Source organism: Adlercreutzia equolifaciens (genome assembly GCF_029076695.1).
Lineage (GTDB): Bacteria > Actinomycetota > Coriobacteriia > Coriobacteriales > Eggerthellaceae > Adlercreutzia > Adlercreutzia equolifaciens_A.
The window spans coordinates 57,444-82,868 of sequence record NZ_JARFIK010000002.1 but is presented as its reverse complement, the minus strand read 5'-3'; the positions used below and the strand labels follow the sequence as shown (position 1 = coordinate 82,868).

The window sequence follows — 25,425 nt, the reverse complement described above, 5'->3', positions numbered from 1 at the left end:
GGGCCGTCCCTGAAGGCGGTTCGAGAAAGGAGTGTTCCCATGGCCCGTTTCGGCGTTATCGACCTGGGATCAAACTCGGTGCGCCTGGTGGTCTACGACGTTAAGGAAAACACCACCTCTCCCCGCTTCCGCACCGTGGTGGACGAGAAGAAAATGGCGGGGCTGGCCGCCTACGTCATCGAAGGCGAATTCACTCCCGAAGGCATCCGACGAGCCGAAAGCATTCTGACCTCCCAACTGAAAACCGCCCGCACGTTGCGCTGCGAGCGCATCGATATCTTCGCCACGGCCGTCCTGCGCAACTGCGTCAACTCCAGCGAAGCCGTCGCCGCTCTCGAGCAGGCCATCGATTACCCCATCAACCTGCTTTCCGCTCGCGAAGAGGCTCACCTCGGCTTCGTGGGCGCCACCTTGGGCCACCCGCTGAATAGCGGCACCCTCATCGATATCGGAGGCGGGTCCACCGAGCTAACCGTGCTGAACGCCACCGGCGACACCGACGGCATCAGCCTGCCCCAGGGCAGCGTCTCCTCCTATGCCCAGTTCGTCTCCCTAGTGCTTCCTACCGCCGCCGAATGCGCCGCCATCGAGCAGGCGCTGCAAACGCAATTGAGCGACGTGGAGGATCTTCCCGCCTACCGCACGCCCCATCTGTTCGGCATCGGCGGCTCAGTGCGCGCCGTGGCCAAGATGCAGGCCCAAGCGCTGGGCATTGGCGGCAAACCCCCTCTGATTACTCGGCAGAACCTGCAGAACCTCTTCGAGCTCTTTGGCGCGGAACCGTCTTTGTTCGCCCACAGTGCCGTGAAGGCATGCCCCGACCGCGTGCACACTCTGGTGCCGGGCATGGTCATGGTGCGCACCCTTATGGACAGCTTGAACGCTGAAGATCTGACCGTCTGCAAGCACGGCATTCGCGAAGGCTATCTTGTCGCTCATATGCTGAAATAGGGGCCGTGGCCACCCATCGCCGGGGCGCTGCGCCTCTACTCCGCTCCGCGCACCCGCTCCATAACCTTGCGCTCCAGCTCTTGTGCCGTGGGCGGCGTCCAACTGATGGCACTGGCTCCGGCCTGCAGCGTCTCGAGAATGGAAGCGTCCGTAGGACCGCCCGTGGCAATGATAGGCAGATGCGGGTACTGCTCATGGAGCTGAGCCACAACGGCGGCCGTGCGACGCCCCGCCGCCACGTTCACCATGTCCACCCCGGCCTCAATTTGGGCACGCGCCTGATCATCGGCACGATACACCGTCACCACGACGGGCACATTCACGTGGGCGGCCAAATCGTGCACGGTGTCCACGGGAATGCCCGCGTTCACCACCACGCCGGCCACGCCCTGCATCTCGGAGTGCAGGGCCAGGGTGACGCAGCGCTCGCCCTGGGTAATAGAGCCGCCCACGCCGTTGATAACGGGGCGCTGGGAGGCCGCCACCAAAGCCTGGGTGATGGCCGGTTGGCACATGAAGGGATACACCGCCAGCACGGCGTCGGCGTCGCAGTGGCAGATAATGGCCAGGTCCGTCGAGAACACCAGCGACTTCACCAAACGACCCTGGAACATGATGCCCGGGGCTTGCTGGATAACGCTGGGCACCGGCAGCTCGGCCGGAGCGTTAATGTCACTTAAAATGCCATCGGCGCGCTCGATCATAGGGCCTCGGGCCTCCCTTCTTTTTTGGATCCGCCTAGTATAAGGGCGACCGCGCTAAAGGCGCGGCAGAAACAGCATCGCCACAAAGGAAATCAGAACGCTGATGCTGAACACCACCAGCACGGGACGCAGCGGCTTTTTCAGGTACACGCATACCAGGGCCGCGAACCCGCACACGCCTGCTACCGCCCAACAGAGAAAGACGATGACCGTCAAAATATCAACCATGGCAGTCCCTTTCTCTTTCTTGCGGAAGCCAACGAAACCGTCGGTGCGCTCGGCGGCCGTTGATAACCTATTGCTGATGTTATCGATCATGGTAATCCACTTGCGGTGTTGGGGGTGCCACCCTCCCTCTTCGTTGCCCACCCGTTGGGAAAGTTGGGATACGCTGGGCCAGAAGAATCCCCTAGCGGGCGGCTCGCCAGTTCTTCTCGGTTCCGCGCCCCCGCCGCACAAAGGAGCAGATCCCATGAATGTTGTTTGCCTGGACCTCGAGGGCGTGCTGGTTCCCGAAATCTGGATTGCCTTCGCTGAAGCCGCCGGCATCCCCGAGCTGAAGCGCACCACCCGCGACGAACCCGATTACGACAAGCTCATGGCCTACCGCCTGAACATTCTGCGCGAGCACGGCCTGGGACTGCCCGACGTGCAGAAGGTCATCGCCACCATCGATCCCATGGAGGGGGCCCGAGCCTTCCTGGACAAGCTGCGCGCCACCACCCAGGTCATCATCATCTCCGATACCTTCGAACAGTTCGCCAAGCCGCTTATGGAGAAGCTTGGCTGGCCCACGCTGCTCTGCAACGAGCTGGTGGTGGACGCCGACGGCACCATCACCGACTACCGTATGCGCTGCCCGCAGACGAAGCTCACCACGGTCAACGCCCTGCAAAGCTGCGGCATGGATACCATCGCCGCGGGCGACTCCCACAACGATCTAGGCATGATCCTGAACTCGAAGGCCGGCTTCCTGTTCCGCTCCACCGACGCCATCAAGGCCGAGTACCCCGACGTACCGGCCTACGAAACCTACGACGAGCTCTTCAGCGCTATCGAGGCGGTTCTGTAGGAGCCGGTGCAGCACCCTCCGCCAACACCGATGGCGCCCCTTCGACCGTGCGTTCGAGGGGGCGCCGCGCTTATAATGGGCCCATGGAAGATGCACTTCGGGAAATAATCGACGCCGTGCGGGCGGGCACGCCCGTGGACGCCGTGTGGCTGGATAAGCTGGTGCGCCGCCATAACCGCGCGGCCCATGACGGCACGCGTCGCGTGGCGAAGCGTCGACTCCTGCCCTACTACCTGGCGGTGCGGGCGAATGAGCCCGAGCACTGGGCTGCATGGAACGTCGACGAGGCCACCGATCGAGCCGTAGTGCGCCTCTTGCAGGCAAAGCCCCGGCGAACCGCCTCGGGGGTGGCCACCATCACGGTTATCACCAAGCCCTGGCGCTGCTCCAGCCAGTGTATCTACTGCCCCAACGACATCCGTATGCCCAAAAGCTATCTGGCCGACGAGCCGGCCTGCCAACGGGCCGAGCGCTGCTGGTTCGACCCCTTTTTGCAGGTGGCGGCGCGACTGCGCGCGCTCACGGACATGGGGCATGTCACCGACAAGGTGGAGCTTATCGTTCTGGGAGGCACCTGGAGCGACTACTCCCCCGCCTACCAGCGCTGGTTCATCGGCGAACTGTTCCGCGCGCTCAATGCGAACGACGACGAGCGAGCCCGCGAGGCCGAGAAGCGGCGTGCTTTCTATGAGGCCCTGGCTCTCCCTCGCGAACGTGACGATCTGGCCGCCACTGTGGCACCCGTGCAGAAGCGCATCGATGCCGGCGAGCTTACGTACAACCAGGCGTGGCCCCTCGTGTACGAGAGCGACGCTCATCGGGTCGTAGCCGAAGCCATCGAGGGACGGAGCGATGGGGCTGCCCCGCGTCCAGCAACGGCCCTCGACGCCGAGGCTCTCGCCCTGGAGAGCACTCCGCGCCCAGCAGCCGAACGCACCGGCCACGACGCTCTTTCCCTCGAAGGCGCGCCAACGCCCATCTCCTCCGCCGCCATCGAGCGGCTGCATCGCGCCAACGAGACCGCAGGTAAGCGCGTCGTAGGCCTCGTGGTGGAAACGCGCCCCGACCTCATCACCGTAGAAAGCTGCCAGGAAATGCGCGCCCTTGGCTGCACCAAGGTGCAGCTGGGCATCCAAAGCCTGGACAATCAGCGTCTGACCGCCAACGGGCGCGCCATCGACGATGAGCGTATTGCGGAGGCGCTGGCGCTGCTGCGCCTCTTCGGGTTCAAAAGTCACGTGCACTTCATGGCGAACTTGCTGGGCGCCACTCCGGAAGCCGACGTGGCCGACTACCGTCGCCTGATCACGGATCCGGCTTTTCTTCCCGACGAGGTGAAGCTCTATCCCTGCGCCCTGGTGGCCAGTGCCCAGCTAACCGAGGCCTACGAGGCCGGCACATGGCGTCCCTACAGCGAGGAAGAGCTAGTAGCCGTCCTGGCGGCCGACGTGGAGGCCACGCCGCCCTATACCCGCATCTCCCGTATGATTCGCGATATCTCCGCCACGGATATCTTGGTGGGCAACAAGAAAACCAACTTGCGTCAGATTGTCGAGGGGCACCTGGAAGCCGAAAATGCGTCGGTGCAGGAAATCCGCCATCGCGAAATTGCCGTCGACGGCGCCGATGCCGCCAGCCTGACCCTGGAGACCGTGCCCTATCGCACCACCGTCAGCGAGGAGCGCTTCCTGCAGTGGGTCACACCGGAAGGCCGCATCGCCGGCTTTTTGCGGCTCTCGCTTCCAACAATGAACCTCTCCGCTATCGAGGGCGCCTTCCTTCCCGCTCAGCCGGGAGAAGCCATGATTCGCGAGGTGCACATCTACGGCAAGGTGGCCGCTCTGCACCAAACCAGCGAGGGCACCCAGCACTTAGGTCTTGGACGCGCCCTGGTCGAGGAGGCCTGCCGTCAGGCAGCGGATGCCGGCTATGACGCTCTCAACGTCATCAGCGCCGTGGGCACCCGCGACTACTACCGCAACCTGGGCTTCGCGGATCACGGCTTGTACCAGCAACGAGGCCTGCAATGAACAGCGAAGAGTTACAACAGCGCGGCACCGCCGACGGTTGCGACGCCAGCGCTGGGAGCGCGCCCTCGAAGGAAGAGGGGCACGCGCGGCCCTTCAGCGACGCCGTCGTCCGCCAGCTGAACGCCTTAACCTCCGCGTTCTACGCTCAAGAAGCCGCATCGTTCTCAGCGACGCGGCAATCCCCCTGGAAGGGCTGGGACCAAGCACTCTCGCTCATCAACGAGACGGATCCGGCCCTTCTGACGCGCCCCGTTCATCTTCTGGATCTTGGCTGCGGCAACCTGCGTTTCGAACGCGCGCTGGCCGAGCGAACCTCGGCGCCCCTCACCGTCACCACCGTAGACAACTGTCCGCCTCTGGTAGCCAAAGCCCAGGCGACGGAGTTGCCGGCGCGCACGTCTGTGGACTTCCGCCAGCTGGACGTCATCGAGACGCTGCTGGACGAGACCCTTCCCGACCGTCTGCCCAACGGCACCTGTCACCTTGCCGTGGCCTTCGGCGTCATGCACCACGTACCGCGCTTCGATCTGCGCGCCCAGCTCCTCAGCCAGCTGGTTCGCGCCCTGCGCCCCGGTGGTTTTGCCGTAGTCTCGTTCTGGCAATTTATGGACGACCCGCGCCTGGCGGTCAAAGCCGAGCGCGCCACGGCCGAGGGGCGGACGGCTCAGAGGCTTCCCCCCTTCGGCGACGGAGACTATTTGCTGCCCTGGCAACAGGCGGAGGGGGTGTACCGATTTTGCCATCACTGCGACGAAGAGGAAATAACGCAGCTTATAGCCGAAGCCCAGACCGTCGCGCCCCTGCGCGAAATTGCGCGCTTCAGCGCCGACGGCAAGAGCGGCACCCTCAACCGTTATTGCGTGCTGCAACGCCGTTAGCTGCTCCAGCCTTATCAAGCGTCAAGGTATCCGCGGGCGCCATCCACGTCGCCCGCGCAACAACGCCGACGGCGGCTCAACGAGGCGGCCAGCACCGTCCCACCTTGCTTTCCGCAAGGTCCTGTGCAGGTTTCGAGAACTTTCCGTACCAAGGACAGTTGCTGTTAGAATGCCGCCCATGACACGACCCGAAGACACCCCCGCCATTGCCAAGCGCCGCGAGCGCGAAAAACGCACCGTCTCTCAGATGGTGGCGCTGTACTGCGCTGATCATCACGACGCCAATGCCCGCACTGAGCGCTCCTACAGTGGCGAGCCGCTCTGCGCCAACTGCCGCGCGTTGGACGAGTATTGCGTCTTGCGCACCGAGCGCTGCCGCTCCATGGCAGTAAAAACCAGCTGCGAAGCGTGCGGCAATCACTGCTACGCCGCCAAACAGCGCGAAGCCATTCGAGAAGTCATGCGCTATGCGGGACCGCGCATGCTGCTTCACCATCCCGTGGCCGCCGTGCGCCACCTCCTTAAGAAGTAGCACTGCTGTGGCGCGGCCTTACGCCTCCAGCTCCCGCAGCAACCCCTCGCAGCCAACCACCACGTCCTCATAGGTAGTGGCGAAATCGCCCGTGTACCATGGGTCGGCAATGCTGCGGTCTTCCCCGATGAAATCAAGCAGTTTGCGAATCTTGCCATCGGGATCACCGCCCAGCATACGCTTCATGTTGCGCACGTTGGCATCGTCCATGCCGATAAGCAAGTCGTACTCGTCATAGTCCGTCGGTCGCAGCTGGCGGGCCCGCTTTTTCTCGAACCCGCCGATACCGTGCTCGCGCAAAACGCGCTGCGTTCCGGGGTGTACCGGGTTCCCTATCTCTTCAGTAGAAGTGGCAGCCGAGGCAATGACGTAGCGGTCGGCCTCGCCGCGCTTCCGCACCATATCTTTCAGCACGAACTCGGCCATGGTGGAGCGGCAGATATTGCCGTGGCACACGAACAGAATACGCGGCATGAGAGTCCTTTCACCCGCGCGCTACTGTACGCGCATCCAGTAACTGTTGAGCTTCTTACCGTTTTTGGACTTCGCGTTCTTATAGAACGAGGTGTTCTTGAAGGAAGTCTTGCCCTGCCAGAACTGCTTGTCAGCCTTGGTTTCGACCTTCTTGTTGTAGCCGCCAACGCCAATGCACAGGCCCTTGTAGCTGGCAGGATACGTGATAGACACGTGGATCTTGCTCTTCTTCCACAGGGCCAACGAGTGGCAGCGATCCTCGTCGGTGATCATTTTCGTAGGATTGCTGAAAGTCCATTCAGAGCTGCGCACCGTGACCTTCTGCTTGTTGCCTGACACCGCCAGACTCTTACCCGTGGTGCGATCGACCACCGCCACGTAAATGCCTCCGCCAACGCTGTCGGTGTCCACGTAGTAATCGCTGTTCATGATTTTATGAACCTGTTTCTTCGTGGGCGTCCAGCCCAAGGTGCGCACTACATCAAAGGAGAGAACCTTGTAGGCCGCCTTGTTCTTGGACACGCGCACTTTGTAGTTCTTCATGACAATGGTGCTCTTTTTGGCGCCCACACCAGCATAGGGCTCGGTGATGGACAGTTTCTTGTTAGCCTTGAGCGACCAGCGAAGCTTCAGCTTCGCCATCACAGCCGTTGAGGTCTTCTTCGTTGTTGAGGCCTTGGTGGTGGTTGCCTTCGTGGTAGCCGCCTGGGCCTCGGGCGCCAGGGCAGGCAGGGCCGTCAGGCCGACGGCCAACGCGCAGGCCGTGAATAGGGCGGTTGCCTTTTGCAAGAGCTTCTGCATTTCGTATCCCTTCCTCTTGAGTGCGCCCAGTGTACCGCGCTCGAAGCCCTCGCCCTTTGGCCAACTTGGCGCCAACAAGAAAAACCCGCATGGCAAACGAAGGAAATCGCTCCAATCTGGGTAATAGTTGCAATTTGTAGGCATTTGCCGAAGGGGTTTGTTCGCTTTCGCGCCCGAAGGGTCATTCCGTGCGACAATACCACCCAGCATCAACGGGTGCTGCGAACGCCGAAGAGGGCAACCGCACGGACGCCGCACCGCACCCACTCGATTCACAAGGAGCATTCATGGCGGAATTCATCTACACCATGTACAAGGCCCGCAAGGCCGTGGGCGACAAGGTCATCCTCGACGACGTCACCCTGTCGTTCTACCCCGGCGCGAAGATCGGCGTCGTGGGCCCCAACGGCATGGGCAAGTCCACGCTGTTGAAGGTCATGGCCGGCCTGGAGGAGGTATCCAACGGCGAGGCACGCCTGTCCCCGGGCTACACGGTGGGCATCCTGCAGCAGGAGCCTCCGCTGGACGAGGACAAAACCGTACTGGAGAACATCCAGATGGCCTTCGCCGACGTCCTGGCCAAGGTGGAGCGCTTCAACAAGATCGGCGAGGAGATGGCCGAGCCCGACGCCGACTTCGACGCCCTTATGGAAGAGATGGGCAAGTTGCAGGACGAGATCGACGCCGCCAACGGATGGGATCTGGACAGCCAGCTCTCCCAGGCCATGGACGCCCTGCAGTGTCCCGACCCCGATGCTCCGGTGAGCATCCTCTCGGGCGGCGAGCGTCGCCGCGTGGCCCTGTGCCGCTTGCTGCTGGAAGCCCCCGACCTGTTGCTGCTCGACGAGCCCACCAACCACCTGGACGCCGAATCGGTGCTCTGGCTCGAGCAGTTCCTGAAGAACTACCCGGGCGCCGTGCTGGCCGTCACCCACGACCGCTACTTCCTCGATCACGCCGCCGAATGGATCTGCGAAGTGGACCGCGGCCAGCTGTTCCCCTACAAGGGCAACTACTCCACCTACCTGGAGACGAAGGCCGCCCGCGTGGCCGCCCAGGGCCAGGCCCAGGCGAAGCTGGCCAAGCGCATGGAGCGCGAGCTGGAGTGGGTGCGCTCCAGCCCCAAGGCCCGTCAGGCCAAGTCGAAGGCCCGTCTGGCCAACTACGACGCCATGGTGGCCGAGGCCGGCAAGGCCAAGAAGCTGGACTTCACCGAGATCCAAATCCCCGTGGGCCCGCGTCTGGGCTCGAAGGTGCTGGTAGCGAAGAACCTGCACAAGGAGTTCGACGGCCGCGTGCTCATCGATGACCTGTCCTTCGAGTTGCCCCGCAACGGCATTGTGGGCGTCATCGGCCCCAACGGCGTGGGCAAGACCACGCTGTTCAAAACCATCGTGGGCCTGGAGCCCTTGGACGGCGGCGAGCTGGAAGTGGGCGAGACCGTAAAGATTGCCTACGTCGACCAAACCCGCGAGGGCATCGACCCCACCAAGAAACTCTGGGAAGTGGTATCCGGCGGCACCGACTACATGATGGTCGGCGAGACCGAAGTGCCCTCCCGTGCCTACGTGGCCGCCTTCGGCTTCAAGGGCGCCGACCAGCAGAAGGCTGCGGGCGTGCTGTCCGGTGGCGAGCGCAACCGCCTGAACCTGGCGCTCACCCTCAAGGAGGGCGGCAACCTGTTGCTGCTCGACGAGCCCACCAACGACCTGGACGTGGAAACGCTCTCCAGCCTGGAGGCGGCCCTGCTCGACTTCCCCGGCTGCTCGGTGGTGGTCAGCCACGACCGCATGTTCCTCGACCGCATTGCCACCCACATTCTGGCCTGGGAAGGCGATGACGAGAACCCCGGTCGCTGGCACTGGTTCGAGGGCAACTTCGAAAGCTACCAGGCCGACCGCGAAGCGCGCCTGGGCAAAGAGGCCGCCAAGCCCCATCGCCTGCACCGCAAGCTGACCCGCGACTAACACCCAAGCGCGGCCTGGCGCAACCCCGCGGCACGCCCGCTGTGACATTTCCGCTCCTTCAGTCGTATTAGGAGAAACCCTCACGACTGAAGGAGCTTTTTTATGGGAATCGACCGCCCGCCTCGTCTCTCCCTCGGCCTCCCCACAACGAGGCGCCGTCACGCAGTCGGAGCACACCGCGGGTGCCGAACCTTCCCCGCTCCTCTGTGGCGCCCCGCCGTCGCCTGCCTTCTTGCTGCTATGCTTACTCTAGGCGGGTGCGGCGCGCCCACCAATGCCCCCTCAAGCAGCACCGTCAGTGCCGACTCAACCACCCTAACCGTCTACGTCCTCCAAGGCTTCGATCCGCAGGAGACGGGCGTGAGCAGCTCGGAATACCTGCTCCGCCAGGCCGGCGCCCTGTTCGAAGAACGCCATCCCGGAGCAACGGTCAACGTAACCGTGGGGATTCCCGCCAACGGCGGTCTTACCGCCGAGGACGCCATCCGTACGCTCAACGCCGAGCTGGCCGCAGGCGAAGGCCCCGACGTCCTCGTCCTTGACGGCTTGCCCCTGGAACAGCTGACTGCCCAAGAGCGGCTGCAGGATTTAACCTCCCTGAAGGACGGCTTGGATAGCAGCACCTACTTCACTAACATCGTGCAGGCAGCGGGCGCGTCCCACGCCGTACCCGTCTCGTTTTCCCTACCCATCGTCGCCGGTAGTACCGCACTGATCTCTCAAGCTAAGACCGCATCAGACCTGGCCACTCTCATTGCCGAAGACCCCGCCTTTGCCGACGCGCTCGCCGCCGGCACGGGGGTTCAAGAGTTGCGGGCCACCTTCTATCCTCTCCTGATTGAGAACGGAACGCTCAACCAAGAGGCCCTGGTCTCGTTTCTCTCCAGCGCGAAAGCCGTGCTGCTTGCCGCCGGCGAACGCTGGCACACGCTCAACCCCGAAAGCGACATCGACACCCTAGAGCTGGCTCTGCAGAACCTGTCCCGCCCTGCGGTAGGCGGCTTTTCCAGTTGCGACCTCTTTCTTGAAGAAGGAACTGCCCTGACCCTCGGGTCTCTCAGCAGCGCCGTGGACTACGCCTATCTTCTCCTGGAGGAAGAGCAGGCTCCACAGCCGTGCACCCACAAGCCCCTGGCGGAAGGGGCCGCGCCAGTCTTTACGCCCCATACCCTCCTAGGCATCAATGCCGCCACCGCGCAGCCAAACCTTGCCGAGGATTTCGTGGCGTTCTTGCTCTCTGACGAGGTGCAGGAAAACCTCCTGGGCGCGGGCATGGGCACCGGCATTCCCGTCAACAAAAGCGCTTTCACGGAGCTCAACACCGAAGCCAATGGCTATTCCGTCAGCTTCATGGACGAAGCCACTGCAAGCAAAGGCGAAGGCGGCGGGGTGGAGTACAGCCGCGGGCCCCTTTCCGCCGAGGAGATGACCGCCTGCGTGCGCCTCATTGAATCGGCGACGACGCCGGTAGTTTACGACCAAGTTATCGTTGACGCCCTCGCCGATGCTTTGCGCCGCTGCTGCAACGGCGCCGCCACGGTAGAGGAAGCTGCCGTAGAAGCAGCCCGCGTCATCAGCTTGCGGCTGGAAGCCTAAGCTATGGCACGCGCCCGCACTCCCCGCCCTCCGCTTCTTTTTCTGGCACCCAGCGTGCTGGGTACCGCCTTCTTCGTCGTGCTGCCCTTTGTCGACGTAGTGCGACGTTCGTTCTTGACCGACGCCGGCTCCACGTTCGCCGGCCTGGACAACTACCGTGCCGTCATCGGAAGCAGCGCGGCCCAGCTTGCCGCCACCAACACCTTCGGGCTTCTCGGGATGGGCGTGCCCCTCCTGCTTGCCTGCTCGCTGGCAGCAGCCCAGCTGCTTCAGAAGACCACGCCAGTGCGCTCGTTCATGAAGTCAGCGCTCCTGATTCCCCTGGCACTGCCGGTGTTTGGCATCGCCCTCGTAGTGTCGTTCTTATTCGCTCCCGAAGGCCTGGTCAACGAAGTCCTCGTCAACCTCAATCTGACCCCCCATCAGTGGCTCGAAGGACCCGAGGCGCTCTTCGTCATGCTCGGCTTGTTCCTTTGGAGGAACTTAGGGTTTGCCACCATTCTGTGGTTGGCAGCCCTGGGGCGCATTCCCGCCTCATGCCAAGAGGCCGCTCGCCTCGATGGGGCATCGTCCTGGCAGCGGCTTCGTTATCTCACCCTGCCTCTCATAGCACCGGCCGCTGTCTTTCTCGCCGTATTCTCCGTGGCCAACGGCTTCAAGATCTACCGAGAGATCTACCTTCTCGCAGGAAGCTACCCGCCCGACAGCCTCTACCTGGTGCCCCACTTGTTTACCCACTGGTTCGCCAACCTGTCCCTCGGAAAGCTTGCCGCAGCTACCGTGCTTCTGACGGCATCGTTACTTGCCATGTTCGCCATCATAGTCGGGGCGGTCGCCCTGCTCCGCCAAGGCGGTGATCGCCGATGATCGATGCGTTTCTCCAGGTACTCCTCGACGAGCCCGCCTTCCATGTGCTCCTGTCCAACTCGTCCTTCATTGCCCTTGGAACCGCCTTGGGGCAGGCCCTGGTGGCGTCACCGGCCGCCTGGGTACTTGCCCGCGCGTCCTTTCCCGGGCGCCGCTTGATCATCGCCCTCTACGGTCTTCTGCTGGTACTGCCCTTTCAGGCTCTTTTGCTTCCCAATTACCTGGCCCTTCGCGCACTTGGCATCGACAACACCCTATGGGCCGTGGTGGCTCCGGGTATATTCAGCGCCTTCCCTCTCCTCGTCATGGTCGTTGCGTTTCAAGCGGTGCCCCAAAACCTCCTCGACAGCGCTCGCCTCGATGGCGCGGGCGAAGGGGCGATCTTTCTGCGCCTCGGCCTCCCCCTGGCTTCCTCGGGCGTTTTCGCCGGACTGCTTTTGGGATTCTTCGAGTCTTGGAACGCCGTAGAACAGCCCGCCGCCTTCTTGAAAGATCCAGCGCTGTGGCCCATTGCCCTGTTCGCTCCTAGCAGCGTCCCCGAAGCTGCCGCGCTCATGGGGGCTGCCGCCGTGCTGGCCGCCGTACCCGGCTTGCTTCTTTTTATCGCCGGACTGCGTTTTCTCGACGAGGGCGCCCTCGCCACAGCCCCAAGGAGATGCTCATGAGAAAAGCCGCCCTTGTCGCCCTCGCTCTTTACGTTGCCCTCATGACCTGGTGCGGTACGGAGTCGCAAGCCCGTTACGTCGCCAACACGCCCCAGGTAAACACGACGCTCCCTCTTACCGTCCTTCTGCCCACCGAAGACGGCAACAGCGAGCAATCTTGGTATCCCTGCGTACCCGCCGCGGCGCTTCATTGGGACGAGGGCAGCCCCTACCTGTACGTCGTCGACACGCGCCCCGGCTTTTTCGGATCGGAGCTTTTCGTACGTCAGGTCAGCGTGGCGATGCAGCCAGGGTTCGGCGAAGACGCCGACCAGCTTATCCCCCTTCAGGCTGGCACCCTTGGTGCAAACCAGCTCATCGTGACGGAAGCCAGCCTTCCCTTGGAGAATGGCGCCGCCGTAAGGGTAGCCGGGTCAGATGCCCCTCGCGCCCCTGCCGAATGCGCCACCGACGCAGAAAACCAACCAGCCCCGCCCTCTTCCCCTCAATCTTCGGAGGCCCTATGAACCATCTCGCTCCCTTTCTGCGCATCGAGAACCTTTCGAAATGCTACGGCCCCACAGCAGCTGTCCAGTCCTTCACCTTGACCGCAAGCTGCGACGATTTCGTCGTTATCGTCGGCCCCTCCGGATGCGGCAAGTCAACAGTCTTGCGCCTGGTAGCCGGTTTGACCGCACCCAGTTCAGGCACCATCTGGCTGGACGGCCAAAACATCACCGCCCTGAAGCCCGCGCGGCGCGACATCGCCATGGTCTTCCAGGATTACGCTCTCTATCCGCACCTTACCGTAGCCCAGAACATCGCCTTTCCTTTGAAGCTGCGTCACGCGCCGCGTGCCCAACGGCGCGAGCGCGTTGAGGCCACGGCCCAGCTGCTCGGTATCACCGACATTCTCAATCGACGTCCCGCGCAACTCTCAGGCGGCCAGCAGCAGCGCGTGGCCATCGGACGCGCCCTGGTGCGCGAACCGCGCCTCTTCCTCATGGACGAGCCGCTCTCTAACCTAGATGCCCACCTGCGGTTAACCATGCGCACGGAATTTCGCCGCCTAGCCCAACGGCTGGACGTCCCCATCCTTTACGTTACCCACGACCCCGCCGAAGCGCTGGCGCTGGCTACCAAGCTCGTGGTCATGGAGGCGGGCCGTATCGTTCAAGCGGGTACGCCCGCCGAGATACTGGCCGACCCTCGGGGCACTTTCCTTCCCCTCTTTCTTGAGGCGGCAAAAAATAATTCCGCGCCTTGGTGACATTTCTCCTTCCTCATTCGTATTATGGGGAAGGAGAAATGTCATGAGACCACCTATTGAGCCTGAACAGACGTCGTTTATCGAAGAGGCGGTAGCCGCTTGGGGCGATACCGTGTACCGCGTCGCGCTTAAGCGCACGGGCTCTCCCGACGAAGCCGATGACGTCTACCAGGAGGTATTTGAGAAACTGCTGGAAGCCTCTCAGGACTTCGCCAGTTCCGAGCATCTGAAGGCATGGCTCATCCGTGTCACCATCAACCGCTGCCGCGACCACCAAAAAGCCCATAGCTTCAGTCGCACCGATTCCCTTGAGAGCCATCGGGCCGAAGCGGAACGCAAGCTGGCCACTGCCCTTGAGGAAAACGGCAGCGCCGACGGCTTCAGTGACGAAATGAATCGCGCCCTCTCGAAGCTGCCCGACGATCAGCGCACGGCCGTAGATCTCTTCTATCAGCGCGATCTTTCTACCGCCGAAATAGCTAGCGCTACGGGCGCCACCCCAGGCGCGGTGCGCACCCAGCTCTATCGAGCCCGCCGCACCCTGCGACGTCTCCTGACCGCCGGCGCCGTCGTCTTGGCTGCGGTATTGGTGGGACTGCTGGCGGTCAACGGCGCACCATCCGAAAACGAAGAGGCCCCAGCGCACCGCGCCCCCGCCGCGGTCAACTTCTTTGCCTTGCGCGCCTGGGCCGCGCCCGATGGCGCCGCGCCCACCACCATCACCCCGAGTGAGCCCCTGGGTATCGGGTGGCTGCATCCTCAGTATTGGGACCCCAACTACAACCCCGAAGATCCCTTCGAGGAGGGTCCCGTAGATATCACGGGCATATCATGCACCACGTTCAACTTCGATGCCCAATGCGTCGGGAACAACCTGGCCTCGATCACCTATGAACTTACCGGATCGGAAGCGTGGTTCTCCTACGAAGGGACGGACGAGGCCCTGGCGCCCTACCGAGACCCGTGCAAGAGCATCACTATCGACTACACCGACTCCGAAGCGGTTCAAGCCAGCATCGACGTGATCATCGAGGTCATTCAACCTTTGAGCGATAACCTCAGGAGGCGCTACGAAAACGCCACGCAGGACGACCACTACAACGCGTACTGGAGCGAGGTCGTGCCCGCGGGGTTCGTCGAAGCCGCCCGCGCCCTTGAAGGCAGTGAGCTGATCCTGACCGCCACCTTTACCGATGGCAGCACTCAGACGAAGACGTACCGCTTCGCCTTGGTACCTGACTTCGAACGCCGGAGCCAACTGCTGGTACAGCGCATCATTGAAGAATGGGGGCAGCACGAAGGGCGCGTGGTCGACCATGGCAGCCTTCCGCCTCTCGTGGTACTCGAGCAAGGTAATTGATTTATCTATCATTTGATATATTTTAGAAAATAATTTAATCAATAGATGGTATTCAATCTTTCCTTGCTTATCACAAGATGGTACTATCCCACCAACACCGCGAGGAAGGAATTGTCATGATCGACCCCCTCACTCCCGAAGCCATTAAGGATATTCGGCGTCATTACGGTTTATCTCAGCAGGCCTTCGCCCGCATACTCGGCATCGGGGAAGCCAGCATCGCCCGCTATGAAAACGGCGCAAAGCCCACCAAGGCCAACGCCAATCTTATTCGTGCTGCCGCCATCCCCCAGTTCATGGCCGACTGCTTGGAACGCGAGGGCGAAGCGCTCTCTCCCAAGCAGCGAGAAAGCGTCGAGCGCATCGTGTACGCCGAAGTCACCTTTGACGAGGAGGGAAACACCATGGACATCAACGAGATCTACGAGCTCACCCTGCAGCAAGAAGTACTCAACGAGAAAGCAGCCGAGCTTTTGGGAGACATCATGCGCGGCCTCATGGAAGCCGAAGCCACCCACGACGAAGGCCTCAAGCTTGTTTATGAGGACATGTTTGCCCAGATCTCCCTCTTGAAGCCCGAAATTACCACCAGCGAAGCCCTTGACCATACCGCGCTTTCCCGCATGGAAGGCGAGCTTTGCTGCATGCGTAACCTGATCAACCGTACCATGAAACGAGCGGCTTAATGGAGGAGCTTGCTGCCTACACCACCCAGGAGCTCAACGCTGTCGCTGCCACCCTTATCACGTCGCTCACTTATCCGCCTGCCATCGCGCCCTCGACCCATCCTCAAGCCGTACTACTGGACGGTCAGAGCGGTGCAGGGAAAACCACACTCCATGACATTTTCAAGGGCAAGTTCGCCAACAACGTCATTGTTGTCAATGGCGACGAGTATCGCTCTTTCCATCCGCGCTTTCGGCAGCTGAAGAAGCTCTACGGCGACGACTACGTGCTGCACACCGCCTCCTGGGCTGGCGCTATGACCGAGGCGCTGATCGACCGGCTTTCACGGTTTGGCTACAACCTCATCGTGGAGGGCACGCTGCGCACGGCGGACGTGCCCCTGAAAACCGCCCGTCTCCTGAAAGAGCGCAGCTATCGCGTATCGCTGGCCCTTATGGCCGTGAAGCCCGAGATATCGCTGCTCAGCTGCCAGTTGCGTTACGAGGAGATGCGCGTCGCAGGCACCACCCCCCGCGCCACCGATCCGGCCCACCATCGCAACATCGTCGATCAAATTGTCAGCAACCTGCACACTCTTGAAGACAGCGGCACCTTCGAAAACATCTATCTGTACACGCGCAGCCAAGTCTGCCTATTTCCCCGCGAAGACCGGCAAGGCACCGCCAACGAAGTTCTCGCGGAAACCCTCTTCGGCCCCTGGACTGCCGAAGAGAAGAGCCACTACCAGTTCCTGAAAGAAAAACTCAACCGCCTCCGCGCGACGCTCGAGTCGAAAACAAGCTAGCAAATCAGAAGCTCCGCCGACCCCTCCTGTCACCATCGGCAACAGGAAGCCAACGTCAGCGGAGCTCCTCTCGTTACCGCTTAGGCTGCTTCATGCCGTAGCCGAACAGCACGATACCTCCTACGGTAAGCACTCCGAGCACGCCCAGGGAAACCGGGCCGGTCAGCTCGACGGCCTGCACGGTCTTGTTAGAGCCAGTATCGGCCAGCACCTCGCCGCGCACCCCGGCCAGGCCGTACTTCAAAACCTCCAGCACGCGCAAACCGCCCTGCTCAGTGGCACCGAACAGGCACGCGTCCGCAAAGCCCTGCTCCTGCAAGGCTGCCACGCGCTGTTGGCCTTCCTCCAATAGATCGGCGCGCTCACCAAACAGCAGCGCGCCGGCGGAGCAAGCTCCCACGCACAGCGGCGCCTCGCCGGAAGCCACCACATCGGCACAGCCGTCGCATTTCACCACGCGACGCTGCGCCTCGTTAATGCGCGGCACGTCGAAGGGGCACACGGTCTCACACAGGCCGCAGCTTACGCACCGATCGGCGCGATTGCGCACAAAGCCCGTCTCCTCATCAACGGCCATGGCCCCGGTTGGACACACGCGCACGCAGGCCGCATCGCGGCAATGCATGCAGCTTTTGCGGCCGAAAGTATACTGGAAGTCCTTCTCGCCCGCTGCCTGCTCCAAATAGGTGAGCGCCATCAGCGCGTTGCCGTCCACGTCAGGCGCCCACGGCGCCACCGGCGCCGTCACCGACGAAGCGTCCTCGGCGCTCCCCTTCAGACCGCGCTGAGCGCTGCATGCCATTTGGCAGCGCTTGCAGCCGATGCAACGGGCGCCATCGAACAACAAAGTGTTATCAGCCATGTTCGCCCCCTACGCTTTCTCGATGGTCACGGCAAATGCCTGCTGGGCCAGGGCCCCCGTGCAGCCATCGCCGGTGTCGGGCACCAACGATTCCACGGCAGCTGTCGGCACCTTCGGATGATCCCATCCATAGGGCGCCGTCACCCGTACCGTATGCCCCTCGCCCTCGCCGCTGGTGAAGGGCCGCAAGCGCCCCGTCACCCACGCTGAAGCCGTTAGGGCCCCCTGCGCGCAGGAAAGGCGCACCGCGTCTCCCGACACCACGCCTAAAGAGGCCGCCAGCTCCTGAGACATCTCGACGTAATTGGCCGGAGCAAGCGAGGCGGCTGCGGCGCTGAAGCGCTCGTCGCCCAGGCCGCCGCCGTCCCAGCCCCCGGTGCGCAAGCACGCCGTCACCGTGGCCTGAGCGGCTGCCTCATCGTCGACCACCACGCCCCGAGCCAGCACGGGACATTCGACGGCGCCGTTGACCACCGAAGAATCCACCAAGCCGGACACCTTGTAGAACTCCGGCAGAGGGCCCGTGGGCACATCGAAGGCCACCAAACGTCCGCACTGCTCCCACAGCTGGGGGAACGCGTGGTTATCGGGCAGCACACTCTCGCCCGTACCGCCCGCTGGGAAATCGGCGGCATCGTACTGGATCCAGCGGGTACCGTCCCATTCCACCACGGTCTTCTCGGCGTTCCAGGGCCGTCCCGCCAAACCGCAGCTGCCGCGGTTGCCGGCAATGCGCACATTGCCCGGCCAGGAGAACCCCCAATGGTCGAAGATGAGCAGCTCGGCCGGGTCGTCGACCTCGCGACGCCCTACGGGCTGCTGGCTGTAATCGCCGGCACCGGCCACGTTGTTCCAGCTGCCGCTGTAGATAAGCGCGCCGCACGCCGTGGAACCATCGGCCGCCACCTCGGAGGGCTGGCGCATCAACTTGACCGTGTCATCGTCGAAGGTAGTGCCCGCCACCAGATAGCCGTTCAAAGCCCAGGAAACCTTGCGCGGGCAGAACTGGTCGTTCGCACGGTAGTCCCATTTCGCCTTCAAAATAGGAGTGGAGAACACGCCCTTGTCCGCCCGATAGCGCTCGGCCACACGCATCCACAGGCCATCGATAATCTCACCGGCACTGAGCGCCCCCTCGGGAGGCGTTACCGCCTGGGGGCTGTACTGCAACCAACGCGCACCGTTGACCCAGGTACCGTCTTTCTCCCACGGACGAGCCGAGGGGAGCAAGTAGACCGTCGTGCCCGATGAGGCAGCGTCGAAGTCGGGCGCGCGCCAGAACGTGGCCGCCTCGGTTTCCGACGCATCGGTGGCCACCAGGAAGTCAAGCGAAGCCAGCGCCTCAGTGAAAGCAGACCCCGCCAGACGCGCCGGGTTGGCCTCCCACAAGAACAGGCCCTGCACCGTGCCGTCGTCGATAGCGCGCTCCAGGCCCAGCAGTCCTTGACCAGCCGCACTCGAAGTTTTGGGGAGCCAGTTGAAGCCATAATCGTTCTCGACCGTGGCCGCGCTTCCCCACCACTCCTTGAGCAACGACACCAGGGCCTTGGCTCGATCAGTGTGCTGGCCATCGGGCGCCGTGTGCGCCTCAAGCCACGTCTTCAGCGCGGCAGTGTCCTTGGTGGGCATAGGCTGGTAGCCCGGTAGGAGGTACTCCACCAACCCCATGTCGAGGGCGCCCTGGCTGTTCGCCTCGCCGGTCAAATCATGGACTGCGCCGCCGGCCATGCCCAGGTTGCCCAGCATCAACTGCACCATGAGCACGGCACGACAGGCCTGGGTACCGGTCTCGGTAGCGGACAGGCCGGCCCCGTACAGGATAGTGCCCGCCTGCTCCGGGGCACCCGTGGCCCCGAAAGCCGCATAGGCCTGCTCAATGGACCCCGCATCGGCGCCGCAGATAGCAGCCACCGTGTCGATGTCGTAGCGGCCCACGTGAAGGGCCAGCTGCTGCCAGGCCGACAAGGGATTGCGCAGGGTGACGTCACGCTGCACCGAAGGCACCTCGGGAAGCTTCCACGAGGGAACGCCCGCCGAGCGAACCCACCCGTAAGGGCTACCAGGCAGCGTGCTCCAGCCCGTTGAGCGCAGGCTCTCATAGGCCCAGGCGCTCGGGTCGTAGGCGCCGCGCTTCTTGCTCCAGCCGGAAAAGAGCCCCTTGTCGCTATCGAACCCGAAGCTCCCCTCCAGCACATAGGACGCATTGGTGAAGTTGAGCACGTACTCGTGCTGCCAAAGATCGTTCTGGATAAGATAGTTCATCAGGCCGTTCAGAAACGCGATGGCCGTGCCGGGGCGCAGCGCCACGAACTGGTCGGCACGCTCGGCCGAGGCCGTAAAATGATCGTCGACCACAATCCAGGTGGCACCCTGGGCCTGAGCCTGCTCGATCCAGGGCAGAACAGCCGGGTTCAGCACCGGATCAACGCCCAGCGACAAAATAACGTTGGCATGGGCGCAGCTGCTCAGAGGAGCCTCCGCCGAAGGCGCGCCAATGGTGGCCGTGCTGGCCCACGAGCCAGCCGCACGGTCGAGGCTCGCCTCGCTGTCAACACGCGTGACGCCCCAGCTGCGCAGCGCCTTTCCCAGCGCGTACTGCTCTTCGGCGGTCAGGCGAGCGCCACCGAAGCTAGCCAGGCCGTCGCAACGGTTCACCGCAACCTTGCCCTCCTTCTCGACGAAGGAGTCATCGCGCACCTGCTTCACCCAATCGGCAATCTCATCGAGGGCCGCATCCCACTCCAGGGGCTCCCAGGCGTCAGCCCCGGGACGCCGCACCAGCGGCGTTGTGGGCCGGGCCGCCGCGGCCGGCAAACCCTCCCCCGGCGTCTCGGGCCACAGACCGTCGGCCTGCGCTGCGCCCAGCACGCACAAGCCTCCGCGGTTCAGAGGATGCTCCTCGTCACCCTCAACGGCCACAATGCGCCCGTCGGCCACGGTGCATACCACGCCGCACCCCGCCGAACACCCGGGGCAGACGCAGCGATGCTGCGTCTGATGGGAGGCGGCCTCCTCATCACCGGGAGCCGCTACGGCCACGGCGGGCCCCAACCCCGCAGCGGCCACCCCGGCCACAGCGGCGCCGGTAGCTCCCAGAAATCCTCGTCTCGTCAAATCCATGGGCTTTTGCTTCCTTTACGGTCCACGCTTCTGCTTGGTTTTAGTTCGCCATTTTTACACAGCGTAAACGCCCGATGGCCCTCGGGGACCAAGGTTCCCGAGGGCCATCGCGAATTGACCATAAGTTGTCCACGTTTTAGGCCACGAACAGGCTATTGTTGAGTCGGTTCCTCACGCTACAGCCGTTCCACGGCTACGGCGCACACCTTGTACTCGGGCACCTTGCACACGTCGTCGAGGGCCGCGTTGGTGAGCCAGTTCGCATTGCCGTCCTGGAAATGGAAGGGCATCCAGGTTTCTCCCGGCGAGGTTTTCGCCGAAACCCGTGCCGTGGTCTCAAGGCTGCCGCGCCGACTCGATACCCGCACTTTCTCGCCGTCGGCCACGCCCAGACGCGCGGCGTCCTCATCGTTGAGCTCGATAAAGGAACGGTCGCCCAGCTGCTGCAGTCCCTCGGTGCGGCTGGTCATGGCGCAGGCGTTGTACTGATGCAGCACGCGCCCCGTCATGAGCACGAAGGGGAACTGAGGATCGGGCAGCTCGTCGGAGGCCCGGTACTCTGCGTCCGAGAACCAGGCGCGCCCACGGGTGAAGGCGCCCACATGCATGATGGGCGTCCCGGGCGAGGCCGCCGTGGGGCACGGCCACTGCAGCCCCCGACCGTCTACCTCCGCACTGTCGAGACGCTCGTGGCTGATACCGCCGTAGCTGGGCGTGAGCGCGGCAATTTCATCCATGATGGCCGCCGGCTCAAGATGGGGTTGAGCGTAGCCCATGCGGTTCATGATCTCCGTGAAGATCCAGGTGTCCGCCCGCGTGCCCTCAATCTTCACCGCTGGACGAATGCGCTGCACCCGTCGCTCCGTGTTGGTGAAGGTGCCCTCCTTCTCGGCATAGCTGCGGCCGGGCAGCACCACGTCGGCCAGGGCCGCCGTCTCCGTGAGGAACAAGTCGTCCACCACCAGGAAGTCGAGGGACTGCAGCGCGCGCAGCACATGGTTGGTATCGGCATCGGTGCGCACGGGATCCTCACCGAAGATAAACAGGCCCCGCAAACGCCCATCGATCATGGCCCCGAAGCACTCGGTGGCCATCAGGCCCGGCTCGGGCGAAAGTTCAACGCCCCAGGCCTCCTCGAACTTGGCCCGCACCTCATTGTTGGCAATTTTCTGATAGCCCGGCAAATCGGCCGGGGTGGCGCCCATGTCGCAGGCGCCCTGCACGTTGTTCTGGCCGCGAATGGGGTTCACGCCGCAGCCGGGACGGCCCAGCTTGCCCGCAGCCAGGGCAATGTTCGACAGCGACATCACGCCCTCGGTGCCCGTGGAGTGCTCGGTCACCCCCAGGCAGTAGATGATAGGGGCACGATCGGCCTGGCCGTACAGACGGGCTGCGGCCACCAGATCATCGGGGTCGATATGGCAAATTTCTCCCACGCGCTCAGGGGTATAGCTTTCCACCATGGCCGCAAAGGCGTCGAAGCCCTCGGTGCGCTCCTCGATGAAGGCACGGTCAATGAGCCCCGCATGGATGAGCTCGCGCACAAAGCCGTTGGCGAAGGCCACATTCGTACCGGGACGCAGCTTCAAGTGAATATCGGCCTTCTCGGCCAAAGCGATGTCGCGCGGGTCCACCACAATGAGCCGACTGCCCTCCTCCACGGCTCGGCGCACCTGCATGCCAATAACGGGATGGGCCTCCTCGATGTTGGAGCCCACCATCATGATGACGTCGGGCGTGTCGGTAATATCAGCGATGGTGTTGGTCATGGCGCCCGAGCCCAAGGTGGTGGCCAGGCCGGCCACCGTGGGGGCATGGCACACGCGGGCGCAGTTGTCCACGTTGTTCGTGCCGAAGGCGCAGCGCGCCATCTTCTGTAGCATATAGATGTCCTCGTTGGCCGATCGCGAACAGGCGAAGGCCGCCACCGACTCCGGTCCCGTCTGACCGATAAGCTCCTGGAAGCGCTCGGCCACATAGTCCAGCGCCGTGTCCCAATCCGTGGGCTCCAGCTCCCCGGTGGCCTGGTTGCGCACCAGCGGCGTAGTCAAACGGTCGGGGGCCTGCACGAAGTCGAAGCTGCCCGAACGGCCCTTCACGCAGAGGCGGCCTCCGTTAGAGGGTCCGTCGACCGCCCGCGTGTCCACAATGCGGCCGTCCTTCACCACCAAGTCGTACTGGCAGCCCGTGGCGCAGTGAGGGCAGGTGGTGCGCACGTAGCTGACCTCCCAGGCGCGGTACTGCTCTCGACGCTTCTCCACGATGGCGCCCGTGGGGCAAGCCGCCGCGCAGCAACCGCAGCTCTCGCAGCCGCTCTCGCGCCACGAGGGCCCGAAGGGCGCGAACACCGCCGTGCGCGGGCCGCGCTTGTAGGGCTGCAGCGCATGATTGCGCGCCTGGTTGTTGCAGGCGCCCACGCAGCGCTGGCAGCCAATGCAGAGGCTAGGATCGAAGCGCAGGAAGGGGTTATCGTCGAAGATGAAGGGCGCCGCCGATTCCGCGGGGAACGTGGGTGCGTCGATGCCCACCTGACGGCAGACGTCCTGCAACGAGCAGGCGCCGTTCTTCAGGCAGCTGAAGCAGAAGTGGGTGGTGTTCAGGCCGTGGCGCGCCAGTATTAAGTCGAGGGCTAGGCGCCGCGCTTCGCGCACCCGCTCGGTATCCGTGCGCACCACCATGCCCTCGGCAACGGGGGTCTTGCACGAGCAGACCAGCTCGTCGACGCCCTCAACCTCCACCACGCACACGCGGCAAGAGCCGATGGCACTTACGTCCTTCAGAAAGCACAGCGTGGGCACGACCGCACCGGCCGCCTGAGCGGCCTCCAATACCGTAGCGCCGGTGGCAACCTCCACAGGCCGTCCGTCAATCATTACCTTAGGCATACTGGACTCGCCCTCCTTCCACATTACCGCAGCCGTTGACGTCGCAGCGCAGGCAGCGCCCGCACTCCTGCACGGCTTCCTCGTGGGTAAAGGGCTCCTCCACTGCGGCGAAATCGTGCTTGCGCTGACGCGCCGGGCGCTCGGTAGCCGCCACGCGGCCGCGCGGGGTGCGATCAACGATGTCCGCCACCGGCACCGCGGCCGGGCAATCCAGGGTGTGGCCGTAACCCAGATAGTCATCGATGTTGCGCGCCGCCACCTTGCCCGCGGCGATGGCCTTGATAACCGTGGCCGGGCCCGTTTGGCAGTCGCCGCCCACAAACACGTTGTCGAAGCCCTCGGCCAGAAGAAAGTCATCGGCCTTGAAACGGCACCGCTCCACGGCCATGCCGAACACGGCAAAGGGATCCGAGAGAATATCCTGTCCCACGGCAATGAGCACCACATCGGCTTCGATGACCTGGGTGGGCTTGTCGGCGTCCACCGGCGTCGGGCGACCCCCGCGCACCGGCCCGGGCATTTGCGGACGCGTAACGAGGGCGCGCACCGCACCGGTCTCGTCCACCTCCAGGGCCTCCGGCGCCTGAAGCGGCAGCATCTCCACGCCCTCGGCAATGGCCGCCTCCACCTCTTCGGCCAAGGCCGTCATGTCCTCCAAGCGGCGTCGGTACACCACGGTTACCTCACCGCCGCAGCGCACGGCCGTTCGCGCACAATCCATGGCCACGTTGCCGCCGCCCACTACCACCACGCGCTTGTCGGTGAAGTCGGGATAGACATCGTCGCCGATGGCCCCCAGAAGTTCTACGGCCGACATAACGCCGGCGGCCTTTTCGTTCTCCAGGCGCAGCGTCTTGCCACCGTGGGCGCCGATGGCCACGTACACGGCATCGAACTCGGCGGCCAACCGCTCCATTTCCGCAGCGTCCACTTCATGTTCTAGCGACACCTCGATGGCGCCGGCGCTCACCAGGGCCTCAAGGTCGTCGTCAAGACGCTCGCGCGGCAGGCGATAGGCGGGGATGCCGTAGCGCATCATGCCGCCCAGGGCGCGACGCCGCTCGAACACATGCACCTCATGCCCCATGAGTGCGGCGAAGTAGGCGCAGGTGAGCCCCGAGGGGCCGCCACCCACCACGGCGATGCGCCGACCGCTTGCTGGAGCGGCCACTGGCAGGGGCGCCTGAGTAGCTGGGCACTGCTCGACGGCATAGCGCTTGATGCCGCGAATGTTGAGCGGCGCGTCGATGAGCTGACGGCGGCATCGGCCCTCGCAGGGGTGCTCGCACACATAGGCGCAGGCCGTGGGGAACGGGTTGTCCTTGCGCACCATGGCCACGGCGCCGGCACAGTCGCCCTGGCCGGCCAGAGCCAGATACGCCGGCACGTTCACATGAGCAGGGCAGTCGGTTTCGCAGGGCACGGTCTGCCCCATGCCGGCGGTGCAGCGATAGCGCTCAAGATGCTGGGCATATTCGTCAGCGTAGCGCTCGAAGCTTTCCAGCAGCGCCTCGCCGGCCTCGAAGCCAATGGCGCAGTCCGAGGCATCGCGGGCCAGCACCGCCAAGGCGCGCAGGTGCTCGAAGTCCTCGACCGTGGCGCGGCATTCCGCAATGGCGCGCAGCAAGGCGGCCGCTTGGGGCAGCCCGTCGCGACAGGGAACGCATTTTCCACAGGTCTGAGCCGCCGCCGTTTCCAGCAACGCAGCCTGCGCTACCACCGGACAGGTGCCCGGTGGCATGGCGGCAACCCGCCGCTCGAAGCGGGCAAGCAGGGCGCCCAAAGATCCCTCGTCGGCGGCCGCCCTGATAGACAGCTTTGTCATGCTTCTCTCTTCTCTCTTCAACCCTTTGGCACGTCGTCTTCAAAGGTAAACGCGCGTAAGTATAGGAGCGGTTGTGTTTCCAGCGCGTAACAAGATTACGAAGCTGCTCATTCTTT

Annotated in this window: 22 protein-coding genes; 14 read left to right on the top strand and 8 right to left on the bottom strand. The window is 63.7% G+C overall.

The window, feature by feature from the left end; translation table 11 throughout:
* The first annotated feature begins 39 nt into the window (after window positions 1-39).
* Window positions 40-951, top strand: coding sequence for an exopolyphosphatase (locus PZH32_RS06465; RefSeq protein WP_275207025.1), 912 nt, complete (start codon window positions 40-42; stop codon window positions 949-951).
* 35 nt (window positions 952-986) lie between these two features.
* On the opposite strand, the gene PZH32_RS06460 is transcribed toward PZH32_RS06465, so the two are convergent.
* On the bottom strand, window positions 987-1,655 hold the full coding sequence (locus tag PZH32_RS06460; protein WP_275207024.1) for a dioxygenase: 669 nt from the start codon (window positions 1,653-1,655) through the stop codon (window positions 987-989).
* A 54-nt stretch (window positions 1,656-1,709) separates the two neighbouring features.
* The gene (locus PZH32_RS06455) at window positions 1,710-1,973 is read right to left on the bottom strand and encodes a hypothetical protein (protein WP_275207022.1); all 264 of its coding nucleotides are present in this window, start codon (window positions 1,971-1,973) and stop codon (window positions 1,710-1,712) included.
* Between the two features lie 154 nt (window positions 1,974-2,127).
* Here PZH32_RS06455 and thrH point away from each other — a divergent pair, with 154 nt between their 5' ends.
* The 4 genes from thrH to PZH32_RS06435 all read left to right on the top strand — a co-directional run bounded on the left by thrH (window position 2,128) and on the right by PZH32_RS06435 (window position 6,167).
* Window positions 2,128-2,727 (top strand): bifunctional phosphoserine phosphatase/homoserine phosphotransferase ThrH, encoded by a 600-nt coding sequence (thrH, locus tag PZH32_RS06450; protein WP_275207020.1) that lies wholly within the window; start codon window positions 2,128-2,130, stop codon window positions 2,725-2,727.
* 83 nt (window positions 2,728-2,810) lie between these two features.
* Entirely contained in the window at window positions 2,811-4,757 is a 1,947-nt protein-coding gene (locus tag PZH32_RS06445) for an elongator complex protein 3 (protein WP_275207019.1), read from the top strand.
* On the top strand, window positions 4,754-5,635 hold the full coding sequence (locus PZH32_RS06440) for a class I SAM-dependent methyltransferase (RefSeq protein ID WP_275207018.1): 882 nt from the start codon (window positions 4,754-4,756) through the stop codon (window positions 5,633-5,635). The genes PZH32_RS06445 and PZH32_RS06440 overlap by 4 nt, the downstream gene beginning before the upstream one ends.
* 178 nt (window positions 5,636-5,813) lie before the next feature.
* Window positions 5,814-6,167, top strand: coding sequence for a nitrous oxide-stimulated promoter family protein (locus PZH32_RS06435; RefSeq protein WP_275207016.1), 354 nt, complete (start codon window positions 5,814-5,816; stop codon window positions 6,165-6,167).
* Between the two features lie 18 nt (window positions 6,168-6,185).
* Here PZH32_RS06435 and PZH32_RS06430 read toward each other — a convergent pair whose 3' ends face one another.
* Both PZH32_RS06430 and PZH32_RS06425 read right to left on the bottom strand, forming a co-directional pair.
* Window positions 6,186-6,641, bottom strand: coding sequence for a low molecular weight protein-tyrosine-phosphatase (locus PZH32_RS06430; protein ID WP_275207015.1), 456 nt, complete (start codon window positions 6,639-6,641; stop codon window positions 6,186-6,188).
* 21 nt (window positions 6,642-6,662) lie between these two features.
* Window positions 6,663-7,442 (bottom strand): hypothetical protein, encoded by a 780-nt coding sequence (locus PZH32_RS06425; RefSeq protein ID WP_275207014.1) that lies wholly within the window; start codon window positions 7,440-7,442, stop codon window positions 6,663-6,665.
* A 287-nt stretch (window positions 7,443-7,729) separates the two neighbouring features.
* Between PZH32_RS06425 and ettA the strand changes: the two genes are divergently transcribed.
* The 9 genes from ettA to PZH32_RS06380 all read left to right on the top strand — a co-directional run bounded on the left by ettA (window position 7,730) and on the right by PZH32_RS06380 (window position 16,617).
* The gene (ettA, locus tag PZH32_RS06420; RefSeq protein WP_275207012.1) at window positions 7,730-9,409 is read left to right on the top strand and encodes an energy-dependent translational throttle protein EttA; all 1,680 of its coding nucleotides are present in this window, start codon (window positions 7,730-7,732) and stop codon (window positions 9,407-9,409) included.
* A gap of 360 nt (window positions 9,410-9,769) precedes the next feature.
* The gene (locus tag PZH32_RS06415) at window positions 9,770-11,005 is read left to right on the top strand and encodes an ABC transporter substrate-binding protein (RefSeq protein WP_275207011.1); all 1,236 of its coding nucleotides are present in this window, start codon (window positions 9,770-9,772) and stop codon (window positions 11,003-11,005) included.
* Between the two features lie 3 nt (window positions 11,006-11,008).
* A complete protein-coding gene (locus PZH32_RS06410) occupies window positions 11,009-11,872 on the top strand; it encodes a carbohydrate ABC transporter permease (protein WP_275207009.1) in 864 nt (287 codons plus the stop codon).
* On the top strand, window positions 11,869-12,537 hold the full coding sequence (locus PZH32_RS06405) for a carbohydrate ABC transporter permease (protein ID WP_275207007.1): 669 nt from the start codon (window positions 11,869-11,871) through the stop codon (window positions 12,535-12,537). Before PZH32_RS06410 ends, PZH32_RS06405 begins: the two co-directional genes overlap by 4 nt.
* Window positions 12,534-13,043, top strand: a complete 510-nt coding sequence (locus tag PZH32_RS06400) for a hypothetical protein (protein ID WP_275207006.1) — start codon at window positions 12,534-12,536, stop codon at window positions 13,041-13,043. Before PZH32_RS06405 ends, PZH32_RS06400 begins: the two co-directional genes overlap by 4 nt.
* On the top strand, window positions 13,040-13,786 hold the full coding sequence (locus tag PZH32_RS06395; RefSeq protein WP_275207005.1) for an ABC transporter ATP-binding protein: 747 nt from the start codon (window positions 13,040-13,042) through the stop codon (window positions 13,784-13,786). Before PZH32_RS06400 ends, PZH32_RS06395 begins: the two co-directional genes overlap by 4 nt.
* 43 nt (window positions 13,787-13,829) lie before the next feature.
* Window positions 13,830-15,146, top strand: a complete 1,317-nt coding sequence (locus PZH32_RS06390; RefSeq protein WP_275207004.1) for an RNA polymerase sigma factor — start codon at window positions 13,830-13,832, stop codon at window positions 15,144-15,146.
* Between the two features lie 116 nt (window positions 15,147-15,262).
* Window positions 15,263-15,832: a helix-turn-helix domain-containing protein gene (locus tag PZH32_RS06385; protein WP_275207003.1), complete on the top strand. Its 570-nt coding sequence runs from the start codon at window positions 15,263-15,265 to the stop codon at window positions 15,830-15,832.
* Window positions 15,832-16,617 (top strand): zeta toxin family protein, encoded by a 786-nt coding sequence (locus PZH32_RS06380; protein WP_275207001.1) that lies wholly within the window; start codon window positions 15,832-15,834, stop codon window positions 16,615-16,617. The genes PZH32_RS06385 and PZH32_RS06380 overlap by 1 nt, the downstream gene beginning before the upstream one ends.
* A 73-nt stretch (window positions 16,618-16,690) precedes the next feature.
* Here PZH32_RS06380 and PZH32_RS06375 read toward each other — a convergent pair whose 3' ends face one another.
* From PZH32_RS06375 to PZH32_RS06360, 4 genes are all read right to left on the bottom strand, one after another.
* Window positions 16,691-17,479 (bottom strand): 4Fe-4S dicluster domain-containing protein, encoded by a 789-nt coding sequence (locus tag PZH32_RS06375; protein ID WP_275207000.1) that lies wholly within the window; start codon window positions 17,477-17,479, stop codon window positions 16,691-16,693.
* Window positions 17,480-17,488: 9 nt separating this feature from the next.
* Window positions 17,489-20,599 (bottom strand): molybdopterin-dependent oxidoreductase, encoded by a 3,111-nt coding sequence (locus PZH32_RS06370; RefSeq protein WP_275206998.1) that lies wholly within the window; start codon window positions 20,597-20,599, stop codon window positions 17,489-17,491.
* Between the two features lie 176 nt (window positions 20,600-20,775).
* Window positions 20,776-23,484: a formate dehydrogenase subunit alpha gene (gene fdhF, locus PZH32_RS06365; RefSeq protein WP_275206997.1), complete on the bottom strand. Its 2,709-nt coding sequence runs from the start codon at window positions 23,482-23,484 to the stop codon at window positions 20,776-20,778.
* Window positions 23,477-25,309 carry an NAD(P)-binding protein gene (locus PZH32_RS06360; protein ID WP_275206996.1) on the bottom strand — a complete coding sequence of 611 codons (1,833 nt, stop codon included), beginning with the start codon at window positions 25,307-25,309 and terminating at the stop codon, window positions 23,477-23,479. Before PZH32_RS06360 ends, fdhF begins: the two co-directional genes overlap by 8 nt.
* Window positions 25,310-25,425: the final 116 nt, after the last annotated feature.

Coding starts and splice junctions, on each gene's coding strand:
- PZH32_RS06465 (WP_275207025.1), top strand. CDS start 40: ATGGCCCGTTTCGGCGTTATCGACCTGGGATCAAACTCGGTGCGCCTG.
- PZH32_RS06460 (WP_275207024.1), bottom strand. CDS start 1,655: ATGATCGAGCGCGCCGATGGCATTTTAAGTGACATTAACGCTCCGGCC.
- PZH32_RS06455 (WP_275207022.1), bottom strand. CDS start 1,973: ATGATCGATAACATCAGCAATAGGTTATCAACGGCCGCCGAGCGCACC.
- thrH (WP_275207020.1), top strand. CDS start 2,128: ATGAATGTTGTTTGCCTGGACCTCGAGGGCGTGCTGGTTCCCGAAATC.
- PZH32_RS06445 (WP_275207019.1), top strand. CDS start 2,811: ATGGAAGATGCACTTCGGGAAATAATCGACGCCGTGCGGGCGGGCACG.
- PZH32_RS06440 (WP_275207018.1), top strand. CDS start 4,754: ATGAACAGCGAAGAGTTACAACAGCGCGGCACCGCCGACGGTTGCGAC.
- PZH32_RS06435 (WP_275207016.1), top strand. CDS start 5,814: ATGACACGACCCGAAGACACCCCCGCCATTGCCAAGCGCCGCGAGCGC.
- PZH32_RS06430 (WP_275207015.1), bottom strand. CDS start 6,641: ATGCCGCGTATTCTGTTCGTGTGCCACGGCAATATCTGCCGCTCCACC.
- PZH32_RS06425 (WP_275207014.1), bottom strand. CDS start 7,442: ATGCAGAAGCTCTTGCAAAAGGCAACCGCCCTATTCACGGCCTGCGCG.
- ettA (WP_275207012.1), top strand. CDS start 7,730: ATGGCGGAATTCATCTACACCATGTACAAGGCCCGCAAGGCCGTGGGC.
- PZH32_RS06410 (WP_275207009.1), top strand. CDS start 11,009: ATGGCACGCGCCCGCACTCCCCGCCCTCCGCTTCTTTTTCTGGCACCC.
- PZH32_RS06405 (WP_275207007.1), top strand. CDS start 11,869: ATGATCGATGCGTTTCTCCAGGTACTCCTCGACGAGCCCGCCTTCCAT.
- PZH32_RS06400 (WP_275207006.1), top strand. CDS start 12,534: ATGAGAAAAGCCGCCCTTGTCGCCCTCGCTCTTTACGTTGCCCTCATG.
- PZH32_RS06395 (WP_275207005.1), top strand. CDS start 13,040: ATGAACCATCTCGCTCCCTTTCTGCGCATCGAGAACCTTTCGAAATGC.
- PZH32_RS06390 (WP_275207004.1), top strand. CDS start 13,830: ATGAGACCACCTATTGAGCCTGAACAGACGTCGTTTATCGAAGAGGCG.
- PZH32_RS06385 (WP_275207003.1), top strand. CDS start 15,263: ATGATCGACCCCCTCACTCCCGAAGCCATTAAGGATATTCGGCGTCAT.
- PZH32_RS06380 (WP_275207001.1), top strand. CDS start 15,832: ATGGAGGAGCTTGCTGCCTACACCACCCAGGAGCTCAACGCTGTCGCT.
- PZH32_RS06375 (WP_275207000.1), bottom strand. CDS start 17,479: ATGGCTGATAACACTTTGTTGTTCGATGGCGCCCGTTGCATCGGCTGC.
- PZH32_RS06370 (WP_275206998.1), bottom strand. CDS start 20,599: ATGGATTTGACGAGACGAGGATTTCTGGGAGCTACCGGCGCCGCTGTG.
- fdhF (WP_275206997.1), bottom strand. CDS start 23,484: ATGCCTAAGGTAATGATTGACGGACGGCCTGTGGAGGTTGCCACCGGC.
- PZH32_RS06360 (WP_275206996.1), bottom strand. CDS start 25,309: ATGACAAAGCTGTCTATCAGGGCGGCCGCCGACGAGGGATCTTTGGGC.